The sequence below is a fragment of the Noviherbaspirillum sp. L7-7A genome (assembly GCF_019052805.1).
Lineage (GTDB): Bacteria > Pseudomonadota > Gammaproteobacteria > Burkholderiales > Burkholderiaceae_D > Noviherbaspirillum_A.
This window is the reverse complement of sequence record NZ_JAHQRJ010000001.1, coordinates 24,955-42,963: the sequence shown is the minus strand read 5'-3', so window position 1 is coordinate 42,963 and position 18,009 is coordinate 24,955. Positions and strand designations below refer to the sequence as shown.

The following is an 18,009-nucleotide window of genomic DNA, read 5'->3' as shown; positions in this document are numbered from 1 at the left end:
TCCCCAACCGCTACTTGCGCTTGAGCAGCGAACCCAGCACGCCGCGGATCAATTCCCTGCCGACGCTGGAGCCGATCGAGCGCGCCGCCGACTTGACGATGGCTTCCACCACCGTATCCTTGCGCCGGCTGCCGCCGCCACCGCCCAGGAGGCCGCCCAGCGCATCCTGCACCCGGTCGCTGACCGACGGCCCGCCGGACGGCGCGGGCGCCGGCGGCGTCGGCCCCGGCACCGCGCGCTCGTTCCTCACCGGCGCGCGGGTGGCGGTGCGGCCTTTCAGCACTTCATAGGCCGACTCGCGGTCGATCGCGGTTTCATACACGCCGGCTACCAGCGATCCGGCCTGCGCCGCCTGCCGCTCCGCGGGCGTGATCGGCCCGATCTGCGACGCCGGCGGCAGGACGAAAGCGCGCTGCACCGGCTCCGGCCGGCCCTTGGCGTCCAGGAAGGACACCAGCGCCTCGCCCACGCCCATTTCGCTGATCACCTGCACCACATCCAGGTCCGGGTTGGGCCGGAAGGTTTCGGCGGCCGCCTGCACCGCCTTGCGGTCGCGCGGCGTGTAGGCGCGCAGCGCATGCTGCACCCGGTTGCCGAGCTGGCCCAGCACCGTGTCGGGAATGTCGATCGGATTCTGCGTCACGAAGTACACGCCCACGCCCTTGGAACGGATCAGCCGCACCACCTGCTCGATCTTCTGCAGCAGCGCCCGCGGCGCGTCGTCGAACAGCAGGTGGGCCTCGTCGAAGAAGAACACCAGGCGCGGCTTGTCGACGTCGCCCACTTCCGGCAGGTGCTCGAACAGCTCCGACAGCATCCACAGCAGGAAGGTGGAATACAGCCGCGGCGCGTTGAGCAGCTTGTCGGCGGCCAGGATGTTGATCACGCCACGGCCATTGCCGTCGGTCTGCATCAGGTCCTCGATATTGAGCATGGGCTCGCCGAAGAACCGGTCGCCGCCCTGCTCCTCGATCGCCACCAGCCCGCGCTGGATCGCGCCGATGCTGGCGGCCGAGACATTGCCGTACTCGGTCTGGAACGAGGCGGCGTTCTCGCCGACATGCTGCAGCATCGCCCGCAGGTCCTTTAGATCCAGCAGCAGCAGGCCATTGTCGTCGGCGATCTTGAACACGAGCTGCAGCACGCCTTCCTGCACATCGTTCAGGTTCAGCATGCGCGACAGCAGAAGCGGTCCGAGGTCGGAGACGGTGGCCCGCACCGGATGGCCCTGTTCGCCGTAGACATCCCAGAAGGTGGTCGGGCAGCCGGCCCACCGCGGCTCTTCCAGGCCCAGCGTCGCCAGGCGCTCGCTGATCTTGGGATTCGGCGCGCCGGCCTTGGCCAGGCCCGACAAATCGCCCTTCACGTCGGCCATGAACACCGGGACGCCGATTTTCGATAGCGATTCGGCAATCACCTGCAAGGTTACCGTCTTGCCGGTGCCGGTGGCGCCGGTGATGCTGCCGTGCCGGTTGACCAGTTGTGGCAGAAGCAGCAATTCGTGGGTCTGGTTTTTTGCAATCAGGAGCGGATCTGGCATGGTTTTGGGCCTGTTCTGAGGAAATTGGGGCAAGGGCCGTATGTTAGAATCGGCGATATTTTTCAGGGATGGCAGGAACCGATTCTAAACCGGACGCCGGTTTATATTTTGCGTTCTTCGCGTCCCGCAACCTCTTCTGGAAAGCAGCGTTATGGCAGGACATAGCAAATGGGCCAACATCAAGCACAAGAAGGCAGCCACTGACGCCAAGCGCGGCAAGATCTGGACCCGCCTGATCAAGGAAATCACGGTAGCTGCCCGCATGGGCGGCGGCGACATCGGGGCCAACCCGCGCCTGCGCCTGGCAGTCGAAAAGGCGGCCGACGCCAACATGCCCAAGGACAACGTGACCCGCGCGATCCAGCGCGGCACCGGCGACCTGGAAGGCGTGAACTACGAGGAAATCCGCTACGAAGGCTATGGCCTGAACGGCGCCGCGATCATCGTCGACTGCCTGACCGACAACCGGGTGCGCACCGTGGCCGAAGTACGGCACGCCTTCTCCAAGTTTGGCGGCAACATGGGCACCGAGGGCTCGGTGGCCTTCCTGTTCAAGCATTGCGGCCAGCTGTTCTTCGCGCCCGGCACGAATGAGGACGCGCTGATGGAAGCGGCGCTGGAAGCCGGCGCCGACGACGTGATGCAGGATGAGGAAGGCGGTTTTGAAGTGGTGTGCGACCCGTATGAATTCGCCGCCATCAAGGAAAAGCTGGAACAGGCCGGCTTCAAGTCCGAGCTGGCCGAAATCACGATGAAGCCTTCCACCGAGACCGAATTCGATGGCGAAGACGCAGTGAAGATGCAGAAGCTGCTGGACGCGCTGGAAAACCTCGATGACGTGCAGGAGGTCTACACCAACGCCGTGATCAACGAATAAGCCCCACGCACCCTGTCCGGCATGACTGCCGGACACACCAGGATGGCCTGCCGCCATCGACTCCGACACCAGTCAATCGCATCACATCTCTCATGAAAATTCTCGTTGTAGGCTCCGGTGGCCGCGAACATGCTCTCGCCTGGAAGCTGGCGCAGTCCGAACGCATCCAGATCGTCTATGTCGCGCCCGGCAACGGCGGCACCGCGCTCGACCAGCGCCTGCGCAATGTCGCCATCACCGACCCGAAGGAACTGGCCGAATTCGCCCGCCGCGAACATGTCGCGCTGACCGTGGTCGGCCCGGAAGCGCCGCTGGCGGCCGGCATCGTCAACATCTTCCGCGAGCAGGGCCTGAAAGTGTTCGGCCCCACCGCCGAAGCGGCCCAGCTGGAAAGCTCCAAGGATTACGCCAAGGCCTTCATGCAGCGCCACGGCATACCCACCGCCACTTACCAGACCTTCTCCGACGTCGCCGCCGCCCATGCCTACATCGATGCGCAGGGCGCGCCGATCGTGATCAAGGCCGACGGCCTGGCCGCCGGCAAGGGCGTGGTGGTTGCCATGACCGCCGACGAGGCCCATGCCGCGGTCGACATGATGCTGTCGGATAACCGCTTGGGCGACGCCGGCGCGCGCGTGGTGATAGAGCAATTCCTCGACGGCGAGGAAGCCAGCTTCATCGTGATGGTGGACGGCAGGAACATCCTGCCGCTGGCCACCAGCCAGGACCACAAGCGCCTGCAGGACCACGACGCCGGCCCCAATACCGGCGGCATGGGCGCCTACTCGCCCGCGCCCATCATCACGCCGGAACTGCATGCCCGGGTGATGCGGGAAATCATCGTCCCCACCGTGCAGGGCATGGCGCAGGACGGCATTCCCTACACCGGCTTCCTGTATGCCGGCCTGATGATCGATGCGCAGGGCACGCCCAGGACGCTGGAATTCAACTGCCGCATGGGCGACCCGGAAACCCAGCCCATCATGGCGCGCCTGAAGACCGACCTGGTCATGGTGATGGAGCATGCGGTCAATGGCACCCTGGACACGGTGAAGCTGGAATGGGACCGCCGCGTCGCGCTGGGCGTGGTGATGGCGGCCGCCGGCTATCCGGACGCGCCGAGGAAGGGCGACGTGATCACCGGCATTCCCGAGGAAACGCCGGAATCCGTGACCTTCCATGCAGGCACCACCCTTGACGGCGCCACCCTGACCGCCAACGGCGGCCGGGTGCTGTGCGTGGTCGGCCTGGGCGACAACGTCAAGATGGCGCAGAAGCAGGCTTATGCGGCGGTGGACAGCATCCATTTCGACGGCGCGCAGTTCCGGCGCGACATCGGTTGGCGGGCGATCAAGCGGCACGGGTAAAAAGATTTCAGAAGGGTTTTACAAAGCCGGCGCAATGCCGGCTTTTTTGTTAGTGCCCTGGTTCGATAGGCCTTTTTGAAAACAGGACACTCAAAGGCCTTTAAAGGTCCGTTGGCAGTCACAGCCTTTTTACATCAAGCAGCCCTATCCACTCCAAATTCAGCCAGTACCTGCAATGCCAATGCGCCCTGTGCTGTGCCTCGGCATCCAGTCGACATTGGTAAGCAGATATTTGCATCAGAAGTTCTGGATTTTGCTTCTGCTACCACCGTGTTGAAAAATCGCTTGATCGTTGCAGCTGTTTGGGATGACTTCAATAAACATAGCCTGGCACGGCGATGACAGTACTGCATGCACGGTTCTGTCAAATTTTCACGCAGCGAAATTGCATAAATGACGACCTGTCGTCTTCAGTTGATCTCATGGGTTTGGCCAAACAAATTGTAAAAAAAAACCATTTCCACTCTGACAACCATCGATTGGCGTTAGAGAAGGAGATCTTTCCATGATTAATGCGGGCTGTACGTGAATAGACGTTAGCTCCGGTCGACGCTCTCTGACAGGCTAATCCAGTCTTTCTTTCAAAAGACCCGTTCTTATTTACAAAAAAACCAAACAAAAACATTGAACCACTATTTCATTAAAAATTACCTACCTGACAGCGCCTTACAAATAATTATAAACAAAGGTGACCTTTTTTCTTAATTATTAACAACACCTGAACTGCGAGGTTTAAGATGTCTGAAAAAGTAAGCACGACGTATCGGTTTGCACAACATATCGAATTAAACAATTCCTACCTTTATTTACCGTTCCCGACAGAATCAGATACAAACGAAATGGATTTAAATGATTTTGATTGGAAACCTCCCAAACTTAAGACTAAAAACCGCGAAAGCGAATTCTTTCAAGACAACGCTATGCAAGCCAGCGCACCTCCTGAAAATAAGATTGGACAGTCAAAAGGAAGAAATTTTCTTTCCTTTTTTTCTTTCCTTTCTCTATCTTCAGTTGAAAAACAAAAACCAGAAAACTCGCCATTATCTACCGCTCCTACCTGTAAGTCTCCGCCCCATAACGCGTCAATCTTGCTGCCGCACTACCTCAGAACAGATGATGCAAACAAACTCGAAAAATATTTAAAAGAAAACAACATTTCCGTCCTTGACCTGGCCGACTTGCGCCTGGCCAAATCCTTGCTAACGGTGGCAGCCGAACAAGGAAAGGCAAACTTCACGGAGAAGCTATTGCCGTATGTAAAACTTGAAAATGCCATAGATACATTAAATACACTGGCTTGCTTGCCAACTCACGAGCGCGATCATACGGGGATTATGAATTGCGCAAAACTACTCGCAGCGCATATTCAAAATACTGGGGACTTCGCCAATCTGCTCCGACTGAATGAGGCAGCCAATTTCTCACCAGAACAGATCAATTGGCTTAGGGAAATGGGAAGGCGCTAAACCTAGGCACGTACCCGTTTGCAAGCTGAAATAGGGTAATGTTAGCCATTTTATTGCATTATTTTTGCGGGCCAGACCTTCATTTTTTGTTTATTTCTTTAATTGATTGATCTCAACCAGAAAGGCGATTAATACGTCTCTTTAAAAGAAAACAATGCCAGGGTGCGTGCAGGCTGAAGTCCTTACAGTGGTTTGTCGAGGCATGCCAGCCTGCATGCCCTGTTACGCAATCCATACTCCACGCCCCCGACAAGGTACAATCCGCACTCGTCTTTTTTCGCCCTCATGCCGTGGACCCGATTTCCCCCTCCCCTTCGAACGTCAAGACTTACCTGCTCGGCCTGCAGAACCGCATCGTCGCGGCGCTGGAAGGCGTGGACGGCAAGCCGTTCATCAGGGATGCCTGGGAGCGCCCGGAAGGCGGCGGCGGAATTTCGCGGCTGATCGAGGAAGGCAATGTGTTCGAGCGTGGCGGCGTGGGTTTTTCCCATGTCACCGGACGCAACCTGCCGCCCTCGGCCGCCGCCGCCCGCCCGGAACTGGCGGGCCGCCACTGGGAAGCGATGGGCGTGTCGCTGGTGCTGCATCCGCGCAACCCTTATGCGCCGACGGTACACATGAATGTGCGCTTCTTCACCGCGATGGCCGAAGGCTTCGATCCGGTCTGGTGGTTTGGCGGCGGCATGGACCTGACGCCCTACTACGGCTTTGCCGAGGATGCGCAGCATTTCCACCGCACCTGCCGCGATGCGCTGGCACCGTATGGCGACGACCTGCATCCGCGCTTCAAGAAATGGTGCGACGACTATTTCTACCTGAAGCACCGCCAGGAACCGCGCGGCGTCGGCGGCATCTTCTTCGACGACTACAACGACCGCGACTTCGGCCACAGCTTCGGCATGATGCAAAGCGTGGGCGACCATTTCCTGCCGGCCTACCTGCCGCTGCTGGAACGCCGCAAGGATCTGCTTTACGGCGAACGCGAACGCGATTTCCAGGCCTACCGGCGCGGCCGCTATGTGGAATTCAACCTGGTGTTCGACCGCGGCACGCTGTTTGGCCTGCAGTCGGGCGGCCGCACCGAATCCATCCTGATGTCGCTGCCGCCGGTGGTCAAATGGCGCTACAACTGGCATCCGGCCGACGGCACGCCTGAAGCGGCGCTGTACACCGACTTTCTGGTGCACAAGGACTGGACCGCGTGAGCCGGCCTTGCCTGGTTCTGCTGGGCGGAAGCTTCGACCCCGTACACAACGCTCATGTCGCACTGGGCGGCTATTTCGTACGGCTGCTGGCGCCGGACGAACTGCGCATTATCCCGGCCGGCAATCCATGGCAGAAGGCGCCGCTACTGGCCTCGGGCGCAGACCGCGTCGCCATGCTGCGCCTGGCCTTCGCCAGACAGCCGGTGCCGGTGGTGATCGACGAACAGGAACTGCGGCGCCAGGGCGCCAGCTACACCGTCGACACGCTGCGCGCGGTGCGCGCCGAGGCGGGGCCGGAGGCGTCCATCGTGTTCGTCATCGGCGCTGATCAGCTGCTGCATCTGAACACCTGGCATGACTGGCGCGCGCTCTTTGACCTGGCCCATGTGTGTGCGGCGTCGCGACCTGGCTTTGACACGGCAGCGCTGCCAACCGAAGTGGCGCATGAACTGCGCCGGCGCAGTGCAACGCCCGACCAGTTGCGCGATAGTGCCCATGGCCTGATGTTCCTGACGGAAAACCTTGCCCTGGACATGTCCGCAACCGAAATCCGAACCGCGCTGGCGCGGGGCGAGCGGCCTCAACAGTCGCTGCCAACCCCGGTGCTAGACTATATCGAACAACATCACCTATATAAAACCTAATGGATATCAAGAAACTTCAATCGCTGGTCGTCGACGCTCTCGAAGATGTGAAGGCGCAAGACATCGTGGTGTACGACACCACCCACCTGACCAGCCTGTTCGACCGGATCGCCATCGCATCCGGCACATCGAACCGCCAGACCAAGGCGCTGGCCGCCTCGGTGCGCGACAAGGTCAAGGAAAACGGCGGCAACATCCTCAGCCTGGAAGGCGAGGACACCGGTGAATGGGTGCTGGTCGATCTGGGCGACATGATTGTTCACATCATGCAGCCGGCAATCCGGGCGTATTACCGCCTGGAGGAAATCTGGGGCGACAAGGAAGTCAAGATGGGCGCGGCCAAGCGTGCCAAGAAGGCCGCCACCAGCGACGACGCCGCGCCGAAGAAGGCAGCCCGCCACCTGACCGTCACCCAGCAGGCGGCAGCCGAAGGCGAAGCGCCGAAGAAGACCGCGCGCAAGACGGCGGCCAAGACCGCCACCGGCGCAGTCAAGACCGCGGCGAAGAAAACCGCGGCCAAGAAAGCCGCCAAGACGCCGGCCGGCAAGACCGTCAAGGTGTCGGCACCCAAGAGCGCCAGCGTGCGCAAGGCCCCGGCCAAGCGCGCCCGCGCCGAATAAAGCCGGTCCTCGATGCAGCTCGTCATTGCCGCCGTCGGCCACAAGATGCCGGCCTGGATCGACACCGGCTTTACCGAATACGCCAAGCGCATGCCGCCGGACTGCCGCATCGTGCTCAAGGAGATCAAGCCGGTGGACCGTTCCGGCAGCCGCAGCGCCGAGACCGTGATGGCGATGGAGCGAAGCCGGATCGAGGCAGTCATTCCCAAGGGCTCGCAGGTGGTTGCGCTGGACGAGCGCGGCAAGGACCTGACCAGCGCGCAGCTGGCCAAAAACCTGGCACAGTGGCAACAAGGCGGCACTGATGTTACATTCGTCATCGGCGGCGCCGACGGTCTGGATGCGCAGTTCAAGCAGCAGGCGACCATGCTGCTGCGGATCTCCAGCCTGACGCTGCCGCACGGTATGGTGCGGGTGCTTCTGGCCGAGCAGCTCTACCGGGCCTGGTCGATTACACAGAATCATCCTTACCACCGCGTCTGACCCCAGCAGGCAGTGCGCCACTTGCCCCTACTCTGACCACTCATGAAACCCATAGACCAGAAGATCTATCTGGCTTCCAAAAGCCCTCGCCGGCGCGAGCTGCTGCGCCAGATTGGCGTTGAATTCGAATTGCTGCTGCTGCGCGAGAACACGGCGCGCGGGCCGGATGTGCCCGAGCTGGTGCTGCCGGGCGAGGCGCCGCTGGCCTATGTGGAACGGGTGACCAGGGAAAAGGTGGAAACCGCCTGCGACACCATGCTGTCGCGCCGCCTGCCGGTGCGTCCGGTGCTGACCGCCGACACCACGGTGACGCTGGACGGCCGCATCCTGGGCAAGCCGGCCAATGTCGCGGAAGCGATGGACATGCTGCGCCTGCTGTCGGGCCGTACCCATCAGGTGCTGACCAGCATCGCGCTGCGCCGCGATGCCGATCTCTGGCAGATGACCCACAGCTCCGAAGTCACCTTCGACACCCTGTCCGATGACACCATGCGTGCCTATTGCGCGCTGCCCGAGCCCTATGACAAGGCCGGCGGCTATGCGATACAGGGCCGCGCGGCGCAGTTCATCCGGCATATCGCGGGCAGCCATTCCGGCATCATGGGCCTGCCGCTGTTCGAGACCGCGCAACTGCTGCAGCAGGCGGGCATCCGCATCCTATGAGCACCGACATCCTCATCAATGTGACGCCGCAGGAAACCCGGGTGGCGCTGATCGTGCAGGGCGCGGTGCAGGAACTGCATATCGAGCGCAGCAACCTGCGCGGCCGCGCCGGCAATGTCTATCTCGGCAAGGTAGTCAGGGTATTGCCCGGCATGCAGTCGGCCTTTATCGACATCGGCCTGGAACGCGCCGCCTTTCTGCATGTGGCCGACATCTGGGAAGCGCGGCCGCATGACGGCAGCAGCGGCGCGCCGCAGCCGATCGAGCGGCTGCTGTTCGACGGCCAGGCGGTGATGGTGCAGGTGGTGAAGGACCCGATCGGCACCAAGGGCGCGCGGCTGTCCACCCAGATTTCCATCGCCGGCCGGATGCTGGTCTACCTGCCGCAGGACCCGCATATCGGCATTTCGCAGCGCATTGAAAACGAGGCCGAGCGCGATGCGCTGCGGCAGAAGGTGCAGTCGATGCTGCCGCCTGACGAGCGCGGCGGCTTCATCATCCGCACCATGGCCGAGGATGCGTCCGAAGCCGACCTGCGCGCCGACATCGACTACCTGGCCAAGACCTGGTCGGCGATCAGCCGCGAAGCCAGGACCAGGCCGGCGCCGGCCCTGCTGTACCAGGACCTGAGCCTGGCGCAGCGGGTGCTGCGCGACTTCGTCGGCGACGACACCGCCAGCATCCAGGTCGACTCCCGTGAAAACTTCGTCAAGCTGCAGCAGTTCGCGCAGGTCTACACGCCCTCGGTGCTGACCCGGCTATTGCACTACACCGGCGAGCGGCCGCTGTTTGACCTGTATGGCGTGGAAGAGGAAATCCAGCGCGCGCTGGGCCGGCGCGTCGACCTGAAGTCCGGCGGCTACCTGATCATCGACCAGACCGAGGCCATGACCACGATCGACGTCAACACCGGCAGCTATGTGCATGGCCGCAATTTCGACGACACGATCTTCAAGACCAACCTGGAAGCGGCGCAGGCCATCGCGCGCCAGCTGCGGCTGCGCAACCTGGGCGGCATCATCATCCTCGACTTCATCGACATGGAAAACGCCGAGCACAGGACGGCAGTGCTGGCGGAACTGAACAAGGCGCTGGCACGCGACCGCACCAAGGTGTCGGTATCGGGCTTTTCCTCGCTCGGCCTGGTGGAGATGACCAGGAAGCGCACCCGCGAATCGCTGGCCCATATCCTCTGCGAGCCCTGCCCGGCCTGCGCCGGCAAGGGACAGGTCAAGACCGCGCGCACGGTCTGCTATGAAATCCTGCGCGAGCTGCTGCGCGAAGCCAAGCAGTTCAATCCCCGTGAATTCCGCATCCTTGCCTCGCAGGTCGTGATCGACATGTTCCTGGAAGAGGAGTCCCAGAACCTGGCACAGCTCGGCGACTTCATCGGCAAGCAGATCTCGCTGCAGGTGCAGACCGGCTACCAGCAGGAACAGTACGACATCATCCTGATGTAATGCCGGCGCGGCGATGCCGTCAGGCCGTCACCTCGGTGGCGAACTGCAGGTGGTACAGGCTGGCATAGGTGCCGTTCTGTTCCAGCAGTTCCGCATGCGAACCCATTTCCACGATCTCGCCGCCGACCAGCACCACGATGCGGTCGGCCCGCTCCACGGTTGACAGCCGGTGCGCGATCACCAGCGTGGTACGGCCCTGCATCAGGCCGTCCAGCGCCGACTGCACCGCGCGCTCGGACTCGGTATCCAGCGCCGACGTGGCTTCGTCAAGAATCAGGACCGGCGCATCCTTGTAGATGGCGCGGGCAATGGCCAGCCGCTGCCTCTGGCCGCCGGACAGGCGGCTGCCGTTGTCGCCGATCATGGTGTCGAGGCCTTCCGGCAGCGCGCGGATCACATCGCTCAGATAGGCTGCCCGCGCCGCCGCATGCACCCGCTCCATGTCGGGGCTGGCGTCGCCATAGGCGATGTTGGCGGTGATGGTGTCGTCGAACAGCACCACGTTCTGGCTCACCATCGCAATCTGGGCGCGCAGGCTGGCCAGCGTGATGTCCTCGATGGGCTGGCCGTCGAGCCGGATCTCGCCGCTGCTCACGCTGTAGAAATTGGGCACCAGGCTGACCAGAGTCGACTTGCCGCCGCCGGACATGCCGACGAAGGCCACCGTCTCGCCCGGCATGATGGCGAGGTTGATATGGGACAGCGCCCGCTGCGCCTGGCCGGGATAGGAAAAGCTGACATCATCGAACTCCAGCCTGCCGGTGGCGCGTTGCGTCAGCGGCTTGCCGGTGGTGCGCTCCGGCGCCGCGTCGATCAGGCCGAACACGGCTTCGGAAGCCGCCATGCCGCGCTGCAGCGGGCCATTCACCTCGGCCAGGCGCTTCAGGGGCGTCAGCAGCATCAGCATGGCGGTGATGAAGGAAACGAAGTCGCCCACGGTCGACTGGCCGCGCGAGGACTGGATCAGCGCGATCACGATCACGATAGCCACCGCGAATGCCGCCATCAGCTGGGTGACGGGTACGGTGGCGGCCGCGGTGCTGGCCATGCGCATCGAGTAGCGCCGCAGGTGGCTGGCGCGCGCCTCGAAACGGTCGCTTTCATACTTGTGGCCGCCGAAAATCTTGATGACCTGGTTGGCGCGGGTGGTTTCCTCGATCACCTGGGTCAGCTCGGCATTGATCTCCAGGTAGTCGCGGGTCAGCTTGCGCATCCGCTTGCCCGTCAGGCGCACCACCACCGCCGTCAATGGCAGCAGGATCAGTGCCACGAAGGTCAGCCGCCAGTTGAGCCAGAACAGAAATCCCAGCAGCACGATCACGGTGAGGCTGTCGCGTATCAGCGAGGTCAGCACATTCCTCACCATGTCGATCACCTGCTGCGACTCGAACATCATCGCGTTGATCACGCGGCCGACCGAGCTGGTGGAATAGAAGGACGCCGGCACGTTGAGCATGCGCTCGAACATCTGGGCCCGCACCGAATTGAGCAGGATGCTGGTGACCCAAGTCATCATGTAGGTGGTAAGGAAAGTGGAGCAGCCGCGCAGAACGAAGATGCCGATGATGGCCACCGGCACCATCCACAGTTCCAGCGTCGGCTTGCCGACGAAGCCGCGGTCGAGCAGCTGCCGCATCACGGCGGGGAACATGGGCTCGGTGGACGCAGTGAGGATCATGCCCAGGAAGGCCAGCGCCAGCCGGCCACGATAGGGTTGAAACATACTCAGGGCCCGCCTGAAGTGCGGCGGGATCTTCATGATTCGGCTCGATGGGTCATGGAAAACGGCAGTCCGGTGAGAGGCGTGGCAAGCGATGGAAACCGGCGGAATCCATCAGCGCCTGAGGCTGCATGAAACCCGGGGTTGTCATCATGACGAAAGGACAAGGCTGACGGTCTACAGGCCTGCCTGGGCAGGGTCAGCTTCGCAAACCGCTGGATTATAGTGGATTCGGGATCAGGCCGACGACGACGCGACGCATGCGCGCCACAGTGGCAAGGCGCCATGGTCGCGCTCTATGCATCAGCTGCCCTGCCCGCCTGCCATGGTTCTCGGCGCCAGCAATGCCGTGGCCAGCTGCGCCCGGTCCGGCAGGCCGTCGCAGTCGCCGGGAAACTGCACCACCCGTGCGCCGATGGCATTGCCGCGCAGGGCCGCGTCCTGCAGCGACGCGCCTTCCAGCAGGGCGCTGATGACGCCCACGGCAAAGCCGTCGCCGGCGCCCACGGTGTCCACCACCTGCGATACCTGGAATCCCGCAACCGTGCCGCGTCGATGCCGGTCGGCGAAGTAGGCGCCTTCCGCGCCAAGCTTGACCACCACCTGCCTGCTGCCGCGCTCCAGGTAGAAGTCGGCGATGCCGTCGGCATCATGGCGCCCGGTCAGCAGCTGCCCTTCGGCCAGGCCCGGCAATACCAGGTCGGCCATCGCGGCCAGCCGGTTCATCGTCCCGATCATCACCTGCTGCGACGGCCAGAGCCGCGGCCGCAGGTTCGGATCGAAGGAAATGCCCTGCCCTCGCCGGCGCGCCTGCGCCGCCATGGCCATCACCAGTTCGCGCATGCCGTCCGACAGCGCCGGGCTGATGCCGGTCAGGTGCAGATGGCGGGAAGCCGCGCAGTAGGCAAGCGGATGATCCGCCACGCCGAGATGGCTGGCGGCGGAACCGCGCCGGAAGTACTCGATCAGCGGGTCGCTGCCGTCGGTCGACAGCGACTTGAACATCAGGCCGGTGGGATGCGCGGCATCGACAGCCACATGGCGGCGGTCGATGCCTTCGGCGTCCATGAAGCCGAGCAGATGCTGTCCCAGGCTGTCGGCGCCCACCCGGCTGATGTAGCCGACATTAAAACCGAGGCGGCGCAGCCCCACGGCCACATTCAGTTCCGCGCCGGCAGTGCGCCGCGCGAAGCGCGATACGCCGGCAAGCGCGCCCGGCTCTTCGGCGATGAACAGGGCCATCGCCTCGCCCACCGTCACCACATCCATTGCAGGCGGCGCGCTCACATTACCGCCCCGATCTGCCTGGGCAGAAACGCGTTGTCGCCCATGCCATGCTTCTCGCTTTTGCCGCGCCGGCCGGAAGCGGCGGCCAGGACCAGGTCGAACAGCTGCCTGCCCGCCTCGGCAATGCCGAGTTCGCCGCCGATGATGCCGCCGCAATTGAAGTCCATGTCCATGTTCATCTGCATGTTGATTTTGATGCGCCCAAAGAGCGTGGTGTCGGTGACCAGCTTCAGCCGGGGTAAATGCGTGCAGCCCTGGGAGCCTGCCCGTGCGTTAGTGAAACAGATCAGGTTCACGCCACTAGTGGCCGCCACAGGATCATAGCCACGTGCACCCATTCGAACAAGCGGTGCGACGGGAGGCGCACGGCGAAACGGCGACCCCGAAGCGCAGGCTTCTTCCGCGCCACAGATACGCGGAAGGAAACAAACCGCCCTGAGTGTCAGGAGCACAGCAAGCGACCTTCAGCCGCGGGCACTGGCATGCATGCCCGCCCTGCCGCCCAGCCCGGCAATCAATGCGGCCAGGGCCAGCACCGAGGCGCCGATCGCAAACAGCAGATCGAAGGAATGCAGCGCGCCGTACAGCGCCGCCATCGCATAGCCGCCCAGCGCCTGCATCAGCGCATACAGGAAGGTCATCATCGCCCAGTTGCGCTGGTGCGCAGCCGGCCCGACGATTTCCACCACCCGGCCCGAAGCCACGGCCACCAGCCCGGGCGTCAGGGCGCCCACCATGAAGGACGACACGAACAGCGACGGCAAGGAAGCTGACAACAGCGGCAGCGCCACCGCCGCGGCCTTGCAGGCCATGCAGCCCACCACGGTCATGCGAAAGCCGATGCGGTCGGCCACCATGCCGGTCATCAGCGGACCAAGCGCCGCGCCGGCGCCGAACACGGCCCAGAAGGCGCCGCCCACGGTGGCTGGCAGCGACAGCCCATGCACCAGGTATTCCACCCAGAACACCGTATGCGGCAGATAGCCGATCGCATCGAGCGGATAGGCGCACAGCAGCGCCAGCATGGCGCCGCGCGGCAGCAGCGAGCCGCCGGCCGCCGGACGCGGCAGGTCGTCGCTGGCGAACCTGGGCCAGGCATACAGGATGGCCAGCGCCGAACAGGCCGCCAGCGCCAGCCAGGCATCCTGCAGCCGGGTCGCGCCGAAAGCCGGCACCACGAAGCCGGAAAACACGGCGCCCACGCCGATGCCGGCAAACACCAGCCCGACAGCACGGCCCCGCATCGCGGCCGGCACCCGTCCCAGCACATGCGGCGCGGCCAGGATGATCAGCACGCCGCCCGTGGCGCCGGCCAGGCAGCGCCACAGCCATAACCACGGCAGCGCCGGCTGCGGCGCGCATCCCAGCAGGCTCAGCAGCAGTGCCAGCATCGCGCCGCGTATCACCCTCGATGCGCCCAGCCTTACCGCCAGCGGATGGGCAGCCAGTGCGCCCAGCAGGTAGCCGATCAGGTTGGCAGCCGCCAGCTGGGCCGCGCCGCTGGCGCTGGCCCAGCCGCCGTCTATCATCAGCGGCAGCAGCGGCACATAGGAAAACCGGCCTATGCCTATGCCTATCATGTTGGCCAGCAGGCCCGACAGGGCCAGCGGCGCCCAGCTGGCCCAGGGTGCTTTGTTCGTCAAGGAATGTCCCCGCTTGTTGTGCTTGTTGTGCTTGTTGTGCTTGTTGTGCTTGTTGTGCTTGTAGTTTTTCAAGGCACGGCATGATGGCATGAACCAACTGCCCGCGCATAGCGCTTCGGGCCGGCCCGGCCTCAGCGCCTGGGCCAGTCGGCCACCATGCGCCGCCGCATCGCCTCGTCCGGCATCACGCCCATGCCGGCGGCGACATTCTCGCGCATGTGCTGCGGCCGGCTGGTGCCGGGGATGGCGCAGGTCACGGCCGGATGGCTGACTACATACTTCAGCAGCACCTGCGCCCAGCTGGTGCAACCGATTTCGGCTGCCCATGCCGGCAGCGGTGCGCCGGCCAGCGAGCGCAGCAGGCCGCCGCCGCCAAACGGCTGGTTGACCAGCACCGCGATGCCGCGTTCCGCCGCCAGCGGCAACAGCCTGGCCTCGGCGGCGCGATCGTCCAGCGAATAGTTCAGCTGCACGAAATCGAGCTTTTCGGCGCGCATGATGGCTTCCAGCTCGTCGAAGGCGCTGACGGTGTAATGGGTGATGCCCAGGTACTTGATGCGGCCCGCCTCCTTCCATGCGCGCAGGGTTTTCAGATGGGTGCGCCAGTCCAGAAGGTTATGGATCTGCATCAGCTCGATGCGCGAATGCTGCAGCAGGCGCATCGACTCCTCCATCTGGCGCACGCCGGCCTCGCCGCCACGGGTCCAGACCTTGGTCGCAACGAAGGCCCGCTCATGCGCATGCAGCCGGCTCAGCAGGTCTCCGGTGACGGCTTCCGAGCGGCCGTACATGGGCGAGCTGTCGACCACCGAGCCACCGGCATCGAACAGGATCTGCAGCACCTCGGCCAGCCGCTGCCGGTCCGCCTCGGCGCTGCCGACATCGAAGGTTTGCCAGGTGCCGCAGCCGATGATGCCCAGCCGCTCGCCGCTGGATGGAATGGGGCGGGTCTGCATGCTGTCTTCCTTTCTGGTTGGCGCGGCGCGGGCTGGCAGTGGGCCTATGGCCAGCGCTGCGGTGGCGCCCGCCGCCAGGCGCAGAAAGCGGGCACGGCTCATGCCGGGTTCATGGGGTCGGTTTTTCATCTGCGCTCCTGATGGCGGGCATCGCCGCGCCCGGTTGGATGGTTGCCTGTTCGATGCCGGCCGCTGCCAGTCGTTCCTGCCGGCGCGCCAGCCATGCCGACAGCACGGCCCAGCCGGCGCTGGGCGCCAGCCAGAGCAGCGCCACGCCGCCGAATCCGATCCCGGTCGAGGCGGCCATGGCCGCAAGCCAGCCGCTGAGCGCGTCGCCGCCGCGGTAGACAACGGTCTCGATCACGCTCTTGGCCTTGTACTTCGCTTCCCGGGTCAGCACGGTGAACAGCACTTCGCGCGCTGGCCGCGACAGGGCATAGTCAACCGCACGGCGCAGGCTCTGCGCCGCCACCAGCACCGCCAGCGTCGGCCACATGGCGATGGCTGCAAAGGCCGCCATGCCCGCCGCCGGCAACAGCAGCAGGCCAGCCACCACGCCAAAGCGGCGCAGCAGCCTGCCGGTGACCGCCACCTGCAGCAGCAGCGACAGGCATGACACCGCCAGGTCGGCAGTGGCGAACAGCCGGGTGCGGGCGGCCGTATCGGCCAGGCTGGCCGCAACGATGCGGCCCTGCTCGAAATACAGAAAGGTCGACGCGAAACTGTGCAGCAGCAGATAGCCCACGATGCCGCGCAGGTAAGGTTCGCGCCATACCAGTCTGGCGCCTGCCATCACCTGGCCGCCCAGCGGCTGCCGGCGCAGCGTTGCCTGCGCGCTGCCCGGCGCCATGCGTTGCAGCCATTGGCAGCACTGCAGCGCCAGTTCCAGCAACAGCGCGGCAAGCACCGCCAGCCAGGCCACGCCCATGCCGGACAACAGCGCGGCCAGGGCTGGCCCGGCCAATGCGCCGGCCGTGCCGCCGGCGGCAATGAAGCCAAACAGCCGCCTTCCCTGCTCGCTGCTGAAATGCTCGGCCAGCACGCTCCAGAAGATGCTGACCACGAACAGGTTGTAGACGCTGATCCAGACGAAGAACACCCGCGCCGCTGCCAGCTCCTCTACGCCTGCGGCAAACAGCGCGCCGAAGCCGAGGATGTTCAATGCGAAGAACCGGTAGATGACGGCGACGAAGCGGCGCGGCGGCCAGCGCTGCGCCAGCAGGCCGAACACGGGCACCAGCAGCAGCATCACGATGAAGGTCGCGGTAAAGAGCCATTGCAGCTGGCCCGGACCGCCAACGAGGCCGAGCGCATCGCGCAGCGGCCGCAGCAGGTAGTAGCCGCAGAGCAGGCAGAAGAAATAGCCAAAGCCCGCCAGCAGCGCGCCGGCCTCGCCGGGCCGCACTTCCACCAGCCGGCGCAACAGGCGCAGCGGCATTGCAGAAGCATGACGGTCGGGTGGCTGTACGGCGGGCATGGCATGCATGATACCGGCGGCGCAGTGCTGCTGCAGGCAGGCGCCATGCCGCTTGCGTCTGACCGGCGAAAGACAAAAGGCCGCCGCCTGCCGCAGCGATTGCTGCGGCAGGCGGCGGCCCGGCTACATCGAATGGAATGCGGGCAAGCGCCCGCGCTGCACTGCCTTACCTGACGGTGGCGGCCGGTGCCAGCGCGTCATTGCGCTCGGCGGTGGAGGCGCGCTTCTCGGCCTTCAGGTCAGCCTTGGCTTCGCGCTTTTCCATCTTGGCCTGGCGCTTGGCTTCCTTCTTGCGCTCCTTGTACTCGGCCTTGGCTTCGGAGTCGGACTGGCGCTTCTGCACATACGGGTCATTGGACTGGCCCGAGCTCTGGACCGCTGTCGCATTGACTGCATTGGGGTTGGACAGGGAGGTGCCGGTGCCGCGGGTAGGCGTGGTGGTTGCGCCGGTGCCAGCGGTCGGCGGGCCAGCCGGGTTGGGCGCCTGGTTGGCTTGCGCCAGTACGGAAGCGGAACAGGCCATCATGGCGGCGGCGAGAATCAGGTTGCGTACGTTCTTCATCAGTGGGATTTCCTTATGTTGGTTACGGAATGCCGCAGC

17 protein-coding genes are annotated in these 18,009 nt (G+C 64.0%); 9 read left to right on the top strand and 8 right to left on the bottom strand.

The window, feature by feature from the left end; genetic code table 11:
* Positions 1 to 10: 10 nt before the first annotated feature.
* Complete coding sequence (locus KTQ42_RS00230) at positions 11 to 1,540, bottom strand: helicase HerA-like C-terminal domain-containing protein (RefSeq protein ID WP_217343665.1); 1,530 nt, start codon at positions 1,538 to 1,540, stop codon at positions 11 to 13.
* A 151-nt stretch (positions 1,541 to 1,691) separates the two neighbouring features.
* On the opposite strand from KTQ42_RS00230, the gene KTQ42_RS00225 reads away from it, so the two are divergent.
* The 9 genes from KTQ42_RS00225 (at position 1,692) to rng (ending at position 10,325) form a co-directional block, all read left to right on the top strand.
* The gene (locus KTQ42_RS00225) at positions 1,692 to 2,417 is read left to right on the top strand and encodes a YebC/PmpR family DNA-binding transcriptional regulator (RefSeq protein ID WP_217343664.1); all 726 of its coding nucleotides are present in this window, start codon (positions 1,692 to 1,694) and stop codon (positions 2,415 to 2,417) included.
* Positions 2,418 to 2,509: 92 nt separating this feature from the next.
* Positions 2,510 to 3,784, top strand: a complete 1,275-nt coding sequence (purD, locus tag KTQ42_RS00220) for a phosphoribosylamine--glycine ligase (protein ID WP_217343663.1) — start codon at positions 2,510 to 2,512, stop codon at positions 3,782 to 3,784.
* Between the two features lie 737 nt (positions 3,785 to 4,521).
* Complete coding sequence (locus tag KTQ42_RS00215) at positions 4,522 to 5,250, top strand: hypothetical protein (protein WP_217343662.1); 729 nt, start codon at positions 4,522 to 4,524, stop codon at positions 5,248 to 5,250.
* A 290-nt stretch (positions 5,251 to 5,540) separates the two neighbouring features.
* On the top strand, positions 5,541 to 6,455 hold the full coding sequence (gene hemF / locus KTQ42_RS00210; protein WP_217343661.1) for an oxygen-dependent coproporphyrinogen oxidase: 915 nt from the start codon (positions 5,541 to 5,543) through the stop codon (positions 6,453 to 6,455).
* Positions 6,443 to 7,099 carry a nicotinate-nucleotide adenylyltransferase gene (locus tag KTQ42_RS00205; protein WP_217346750.1) on the top strand — a complete coding sequence of 219 codons (657 nt, stop codon included), beginning with the start codon at positions 6,443 to 6,445 and terminating at the stop codon, positions 7,097 to 7,099. Before hemF ends, KTQ42_RS00205 begins: the two co-directional genes overlap by 13 nt.
* On the top strand, positions 7,099 to 7,719 hold the full coding sequence (rsfS, locus tag KTQ42_RS00200; protein ID WP_217343660.1) for a ribosome silencing factor: 621 nt from the start codon (positions 7,099 to 7,101) through the stop codon (positions 7,717 to 7,719). Before KTQ42_RS00205 ends, rsfS begins: the two co-directional genes overlap by 1 nt.
* 12 nt (positions 7,720 to 7,731) lie before the next feature.
* On the top strand, positions 7,732 to 8,202 hold the full coding sequence (rlmH, locus tag KTQ42_RS00195; protein ID WP_217343659.1) for a 23S rRNA (pseudouridine(1915)-N(3))-methyltransferase RlmH: 471 nt from the start codon (positions 7,732 to 7,734) through the stop codon (positions 8,200 to 8,202).
* Between the two features lie 42 nt (positions 8,203 to 8,244).
* Positions 8,245 to 8,865 carry a Maf family protein gene (locus tag KTQ42_RS00190; RefSeq protein WP_217343658.1) on the top strand — a complete coding sequence of 207 codons (621 nt, stop codon included), beginning with the start codon at positions 8,245 to 8,247 and terminating at the stop codon, positions 8,863 to 8,865.
* Positions 8,862 to 10,325: a ribonuclease G gene (gene rng, locus KTQ42_RS00185; protein ID WP_217343657.1), complete on the top strand. Its 1,464-nt coding sequence runs from the start codon at positions 8,862 to 8,864 to the stop codon at positions 10,323 to 10,325. The genes KTQ42_RS00190 and rng overlap by 4 nt, the downstream gene beginning before the upstream one ends.
* Positions 10,326 to 10,344: 19 nt before the next feature.
* Here the strand turns inward: rng and msbA are convergent, their stop codons facing one another.
* From msbA to KTQ42_RS00150, 7 genes are all read right to left on the bottom strand, one after another.
* Positions 10,345 to 12,084, bottom strand: a complete 1,740-nt coding sequence (msbA, locus tag KTQ42_RS00180) for a lipid A export permease/ATP-binding protein MsbA (protein WP_217343656.1) — start codon at positions 12,082 to 12,084, stop codon at positions 10,345 to 10,347.
* 264 nt (positions 12,085 to 12,348) lie between these two features.
* The gene (locus KTQ42_RS00175) at positions 12,349 to 13,332 is read right to left on the bottom strand and encodes a sugar kinase (protein WP_349292105.1); all 984 of its coding nucleotides are present in this window, start codon (positions 13,330 to 13,332) and stop codon (positions 12,349 to 12,351) included.
* Positions 13,329 to 13,670, bottom strand: a complete 342-nt coding sequence (locus KTQ42_RS00170) for a UxaA family hydrolase (protein ID WP_217346749.1) — start codon at positions 13,668 to 13,670, stop codon at positions 13,329 to 13,331. Before KTQ42_RS00170 ends, KTQ42_RS00175 begins: the two co-directional genes overlap by 4 nt.
* 126 nt (positions 13,671 to 13,796) lie before the next feature.
* Positions 13,797 to 14,975, bottom strand: a complete 1,179-nt coding sequence (locus tag KTQ42_RS00165; RefSeq protein ID WP_217343655.1) for a YbfB/YjiJ family MFS transporter — start codon at positions 14,973 to 14,975, stop codon at positions 13,797 to 13,799.
* 131 nt (positions 14,976 to 15,106) lie between these two features.
* Complete coding sequence (locus KTQ42_RS00160; protein ID WP_217343654.1) at positions 15,107 to 16,060, bottom strand: aldo/keto reductase; 954 nt, start codon at positions 16,058 to 16,060, stop codon at positions 15,107 to 15,109.
* Positions 16,041 to 17,417 (bottom strand): MFS transporter, encoded by a 1,377-nt coding sequence (locus tag KTQ42_RS00155; RefSeq protein ID WP_217343653.1) that lies wholly within the window; start codon positions 17,415 to 17,417, stop codon positions 16,041 to 16,043. Before KTQ42_RS00155 ends, KTQ42_RS00160 begins: the two co-directional genes overlap by 20 nt.
* A gap of 157 nt (positions 17,418 to 17,574) precedes the next feature.
* Positions 17,575 to 17,970: a hypothetical protein gene (locus KTQ42_RS00150; RefSeq protein WP_217343652.1), complete on the bottom strand. Its 396-nt coding sequence runs from the start codon at positions 17,968 to 17,970 to the stop codon at positions 17,575 to 17,577.
* Positions 17,971 to 18,009: the final 39 nt, after the last annotated feature.

Excerpts from the sequence above, each read along its gene's own strand:
- KTQ42_RS00230 (WP_217343665.1), bottom strand. The coding sequence starts at position 1,540 with ATGCCAGATCCGCTCCTGATTGCAAAAAACCAGACCCACGAATTGCTG.
- KTQ42_RS00225 (WP_217343664.1), top strand. The coding sequence starts at position 1,692 with ATGGCAGGACATAGCAAATGGGCCAACATCAAGCACAAGAAGGCAGCC.
- purD (WP_217343663.1), top strand. The coding sequence starts at position 2,510 with ATGAAAATTCTCGTTGTAGGCTCCGGTGGCCGCGAACATGCTCTCGCC.
- KTQ42_RS00215 (WP_217343662.1), top strand. The coding sequence starts at position 4,522 with ATGTCTGAAAAAGTAAGCACGACGTATCGGTTTGCACAACATATCGAA.
- rsfS (WP_217343660.1), top strand. The coding sequence starts at position 7,099 with ATGGATATCAAGAAACTTCAATCGCTGGTCGTCGACGCTCTCGAAGAT.
- rlmH (WP_217343659.1), top strand. The coding sequence starts at position 7,732 with ATGCAGCTCGTCATTGCCGCCGTCGGCCACAAGATGCCGGCCTGGATC.
- KTQ42_RS00190 (WP_217343658.1), top strand. The coding sequence starts at position 8,245 with ATGAAACCCATAGACCAGAAGATCTATCTGGCTTCCAAAAGCCCTCGC.
- rng (WP_217343657.1), top strand. The coding sequence starts at position 8,862 with ATGAGCACCGACATCCTCATCAATGTGACGCCGCAGGAAACCCGGGTG.
- msbA (WP_217343656.1), bottom strand. The coding sequence starts at position 12,084 with ATGAAGATCCCGCCGCACTTCAGGCGGGCCCTGAGTATGTTTCAACCC.
- KTQ42_RS00170 (WP_217346749.1), bottom strand. The coding sequence starts at position 13,670 with ATGGGTGCACGTGGCTATGATCCTGTGGCGGCCACTAGTGGCGTGAAC.
- KTQ42_RS00160 (WP_217343654.1), bottom strand. The coding sequence starts at position 16,060 with ATGAAAAACCGACCCCATGAACCCGGCATGAGCCGTGCCCGCTTTCTG.
- KTQ42_RS00155 (WP_217343653.1), bottom strand. The coding sequence starts at position 17,417 with ATGCATGCCATGCCCGCCGTACAGCCACCCGACCGTCATGCTTCTGCA.
- KTQ42_RS00150 (WP_217343652.1), bottom strand. The coding sequence starts at position 17,970 with ATGAAGAACGTACGCAACCTGATTCTCGCCGCCGCCATGATGGCCTGT.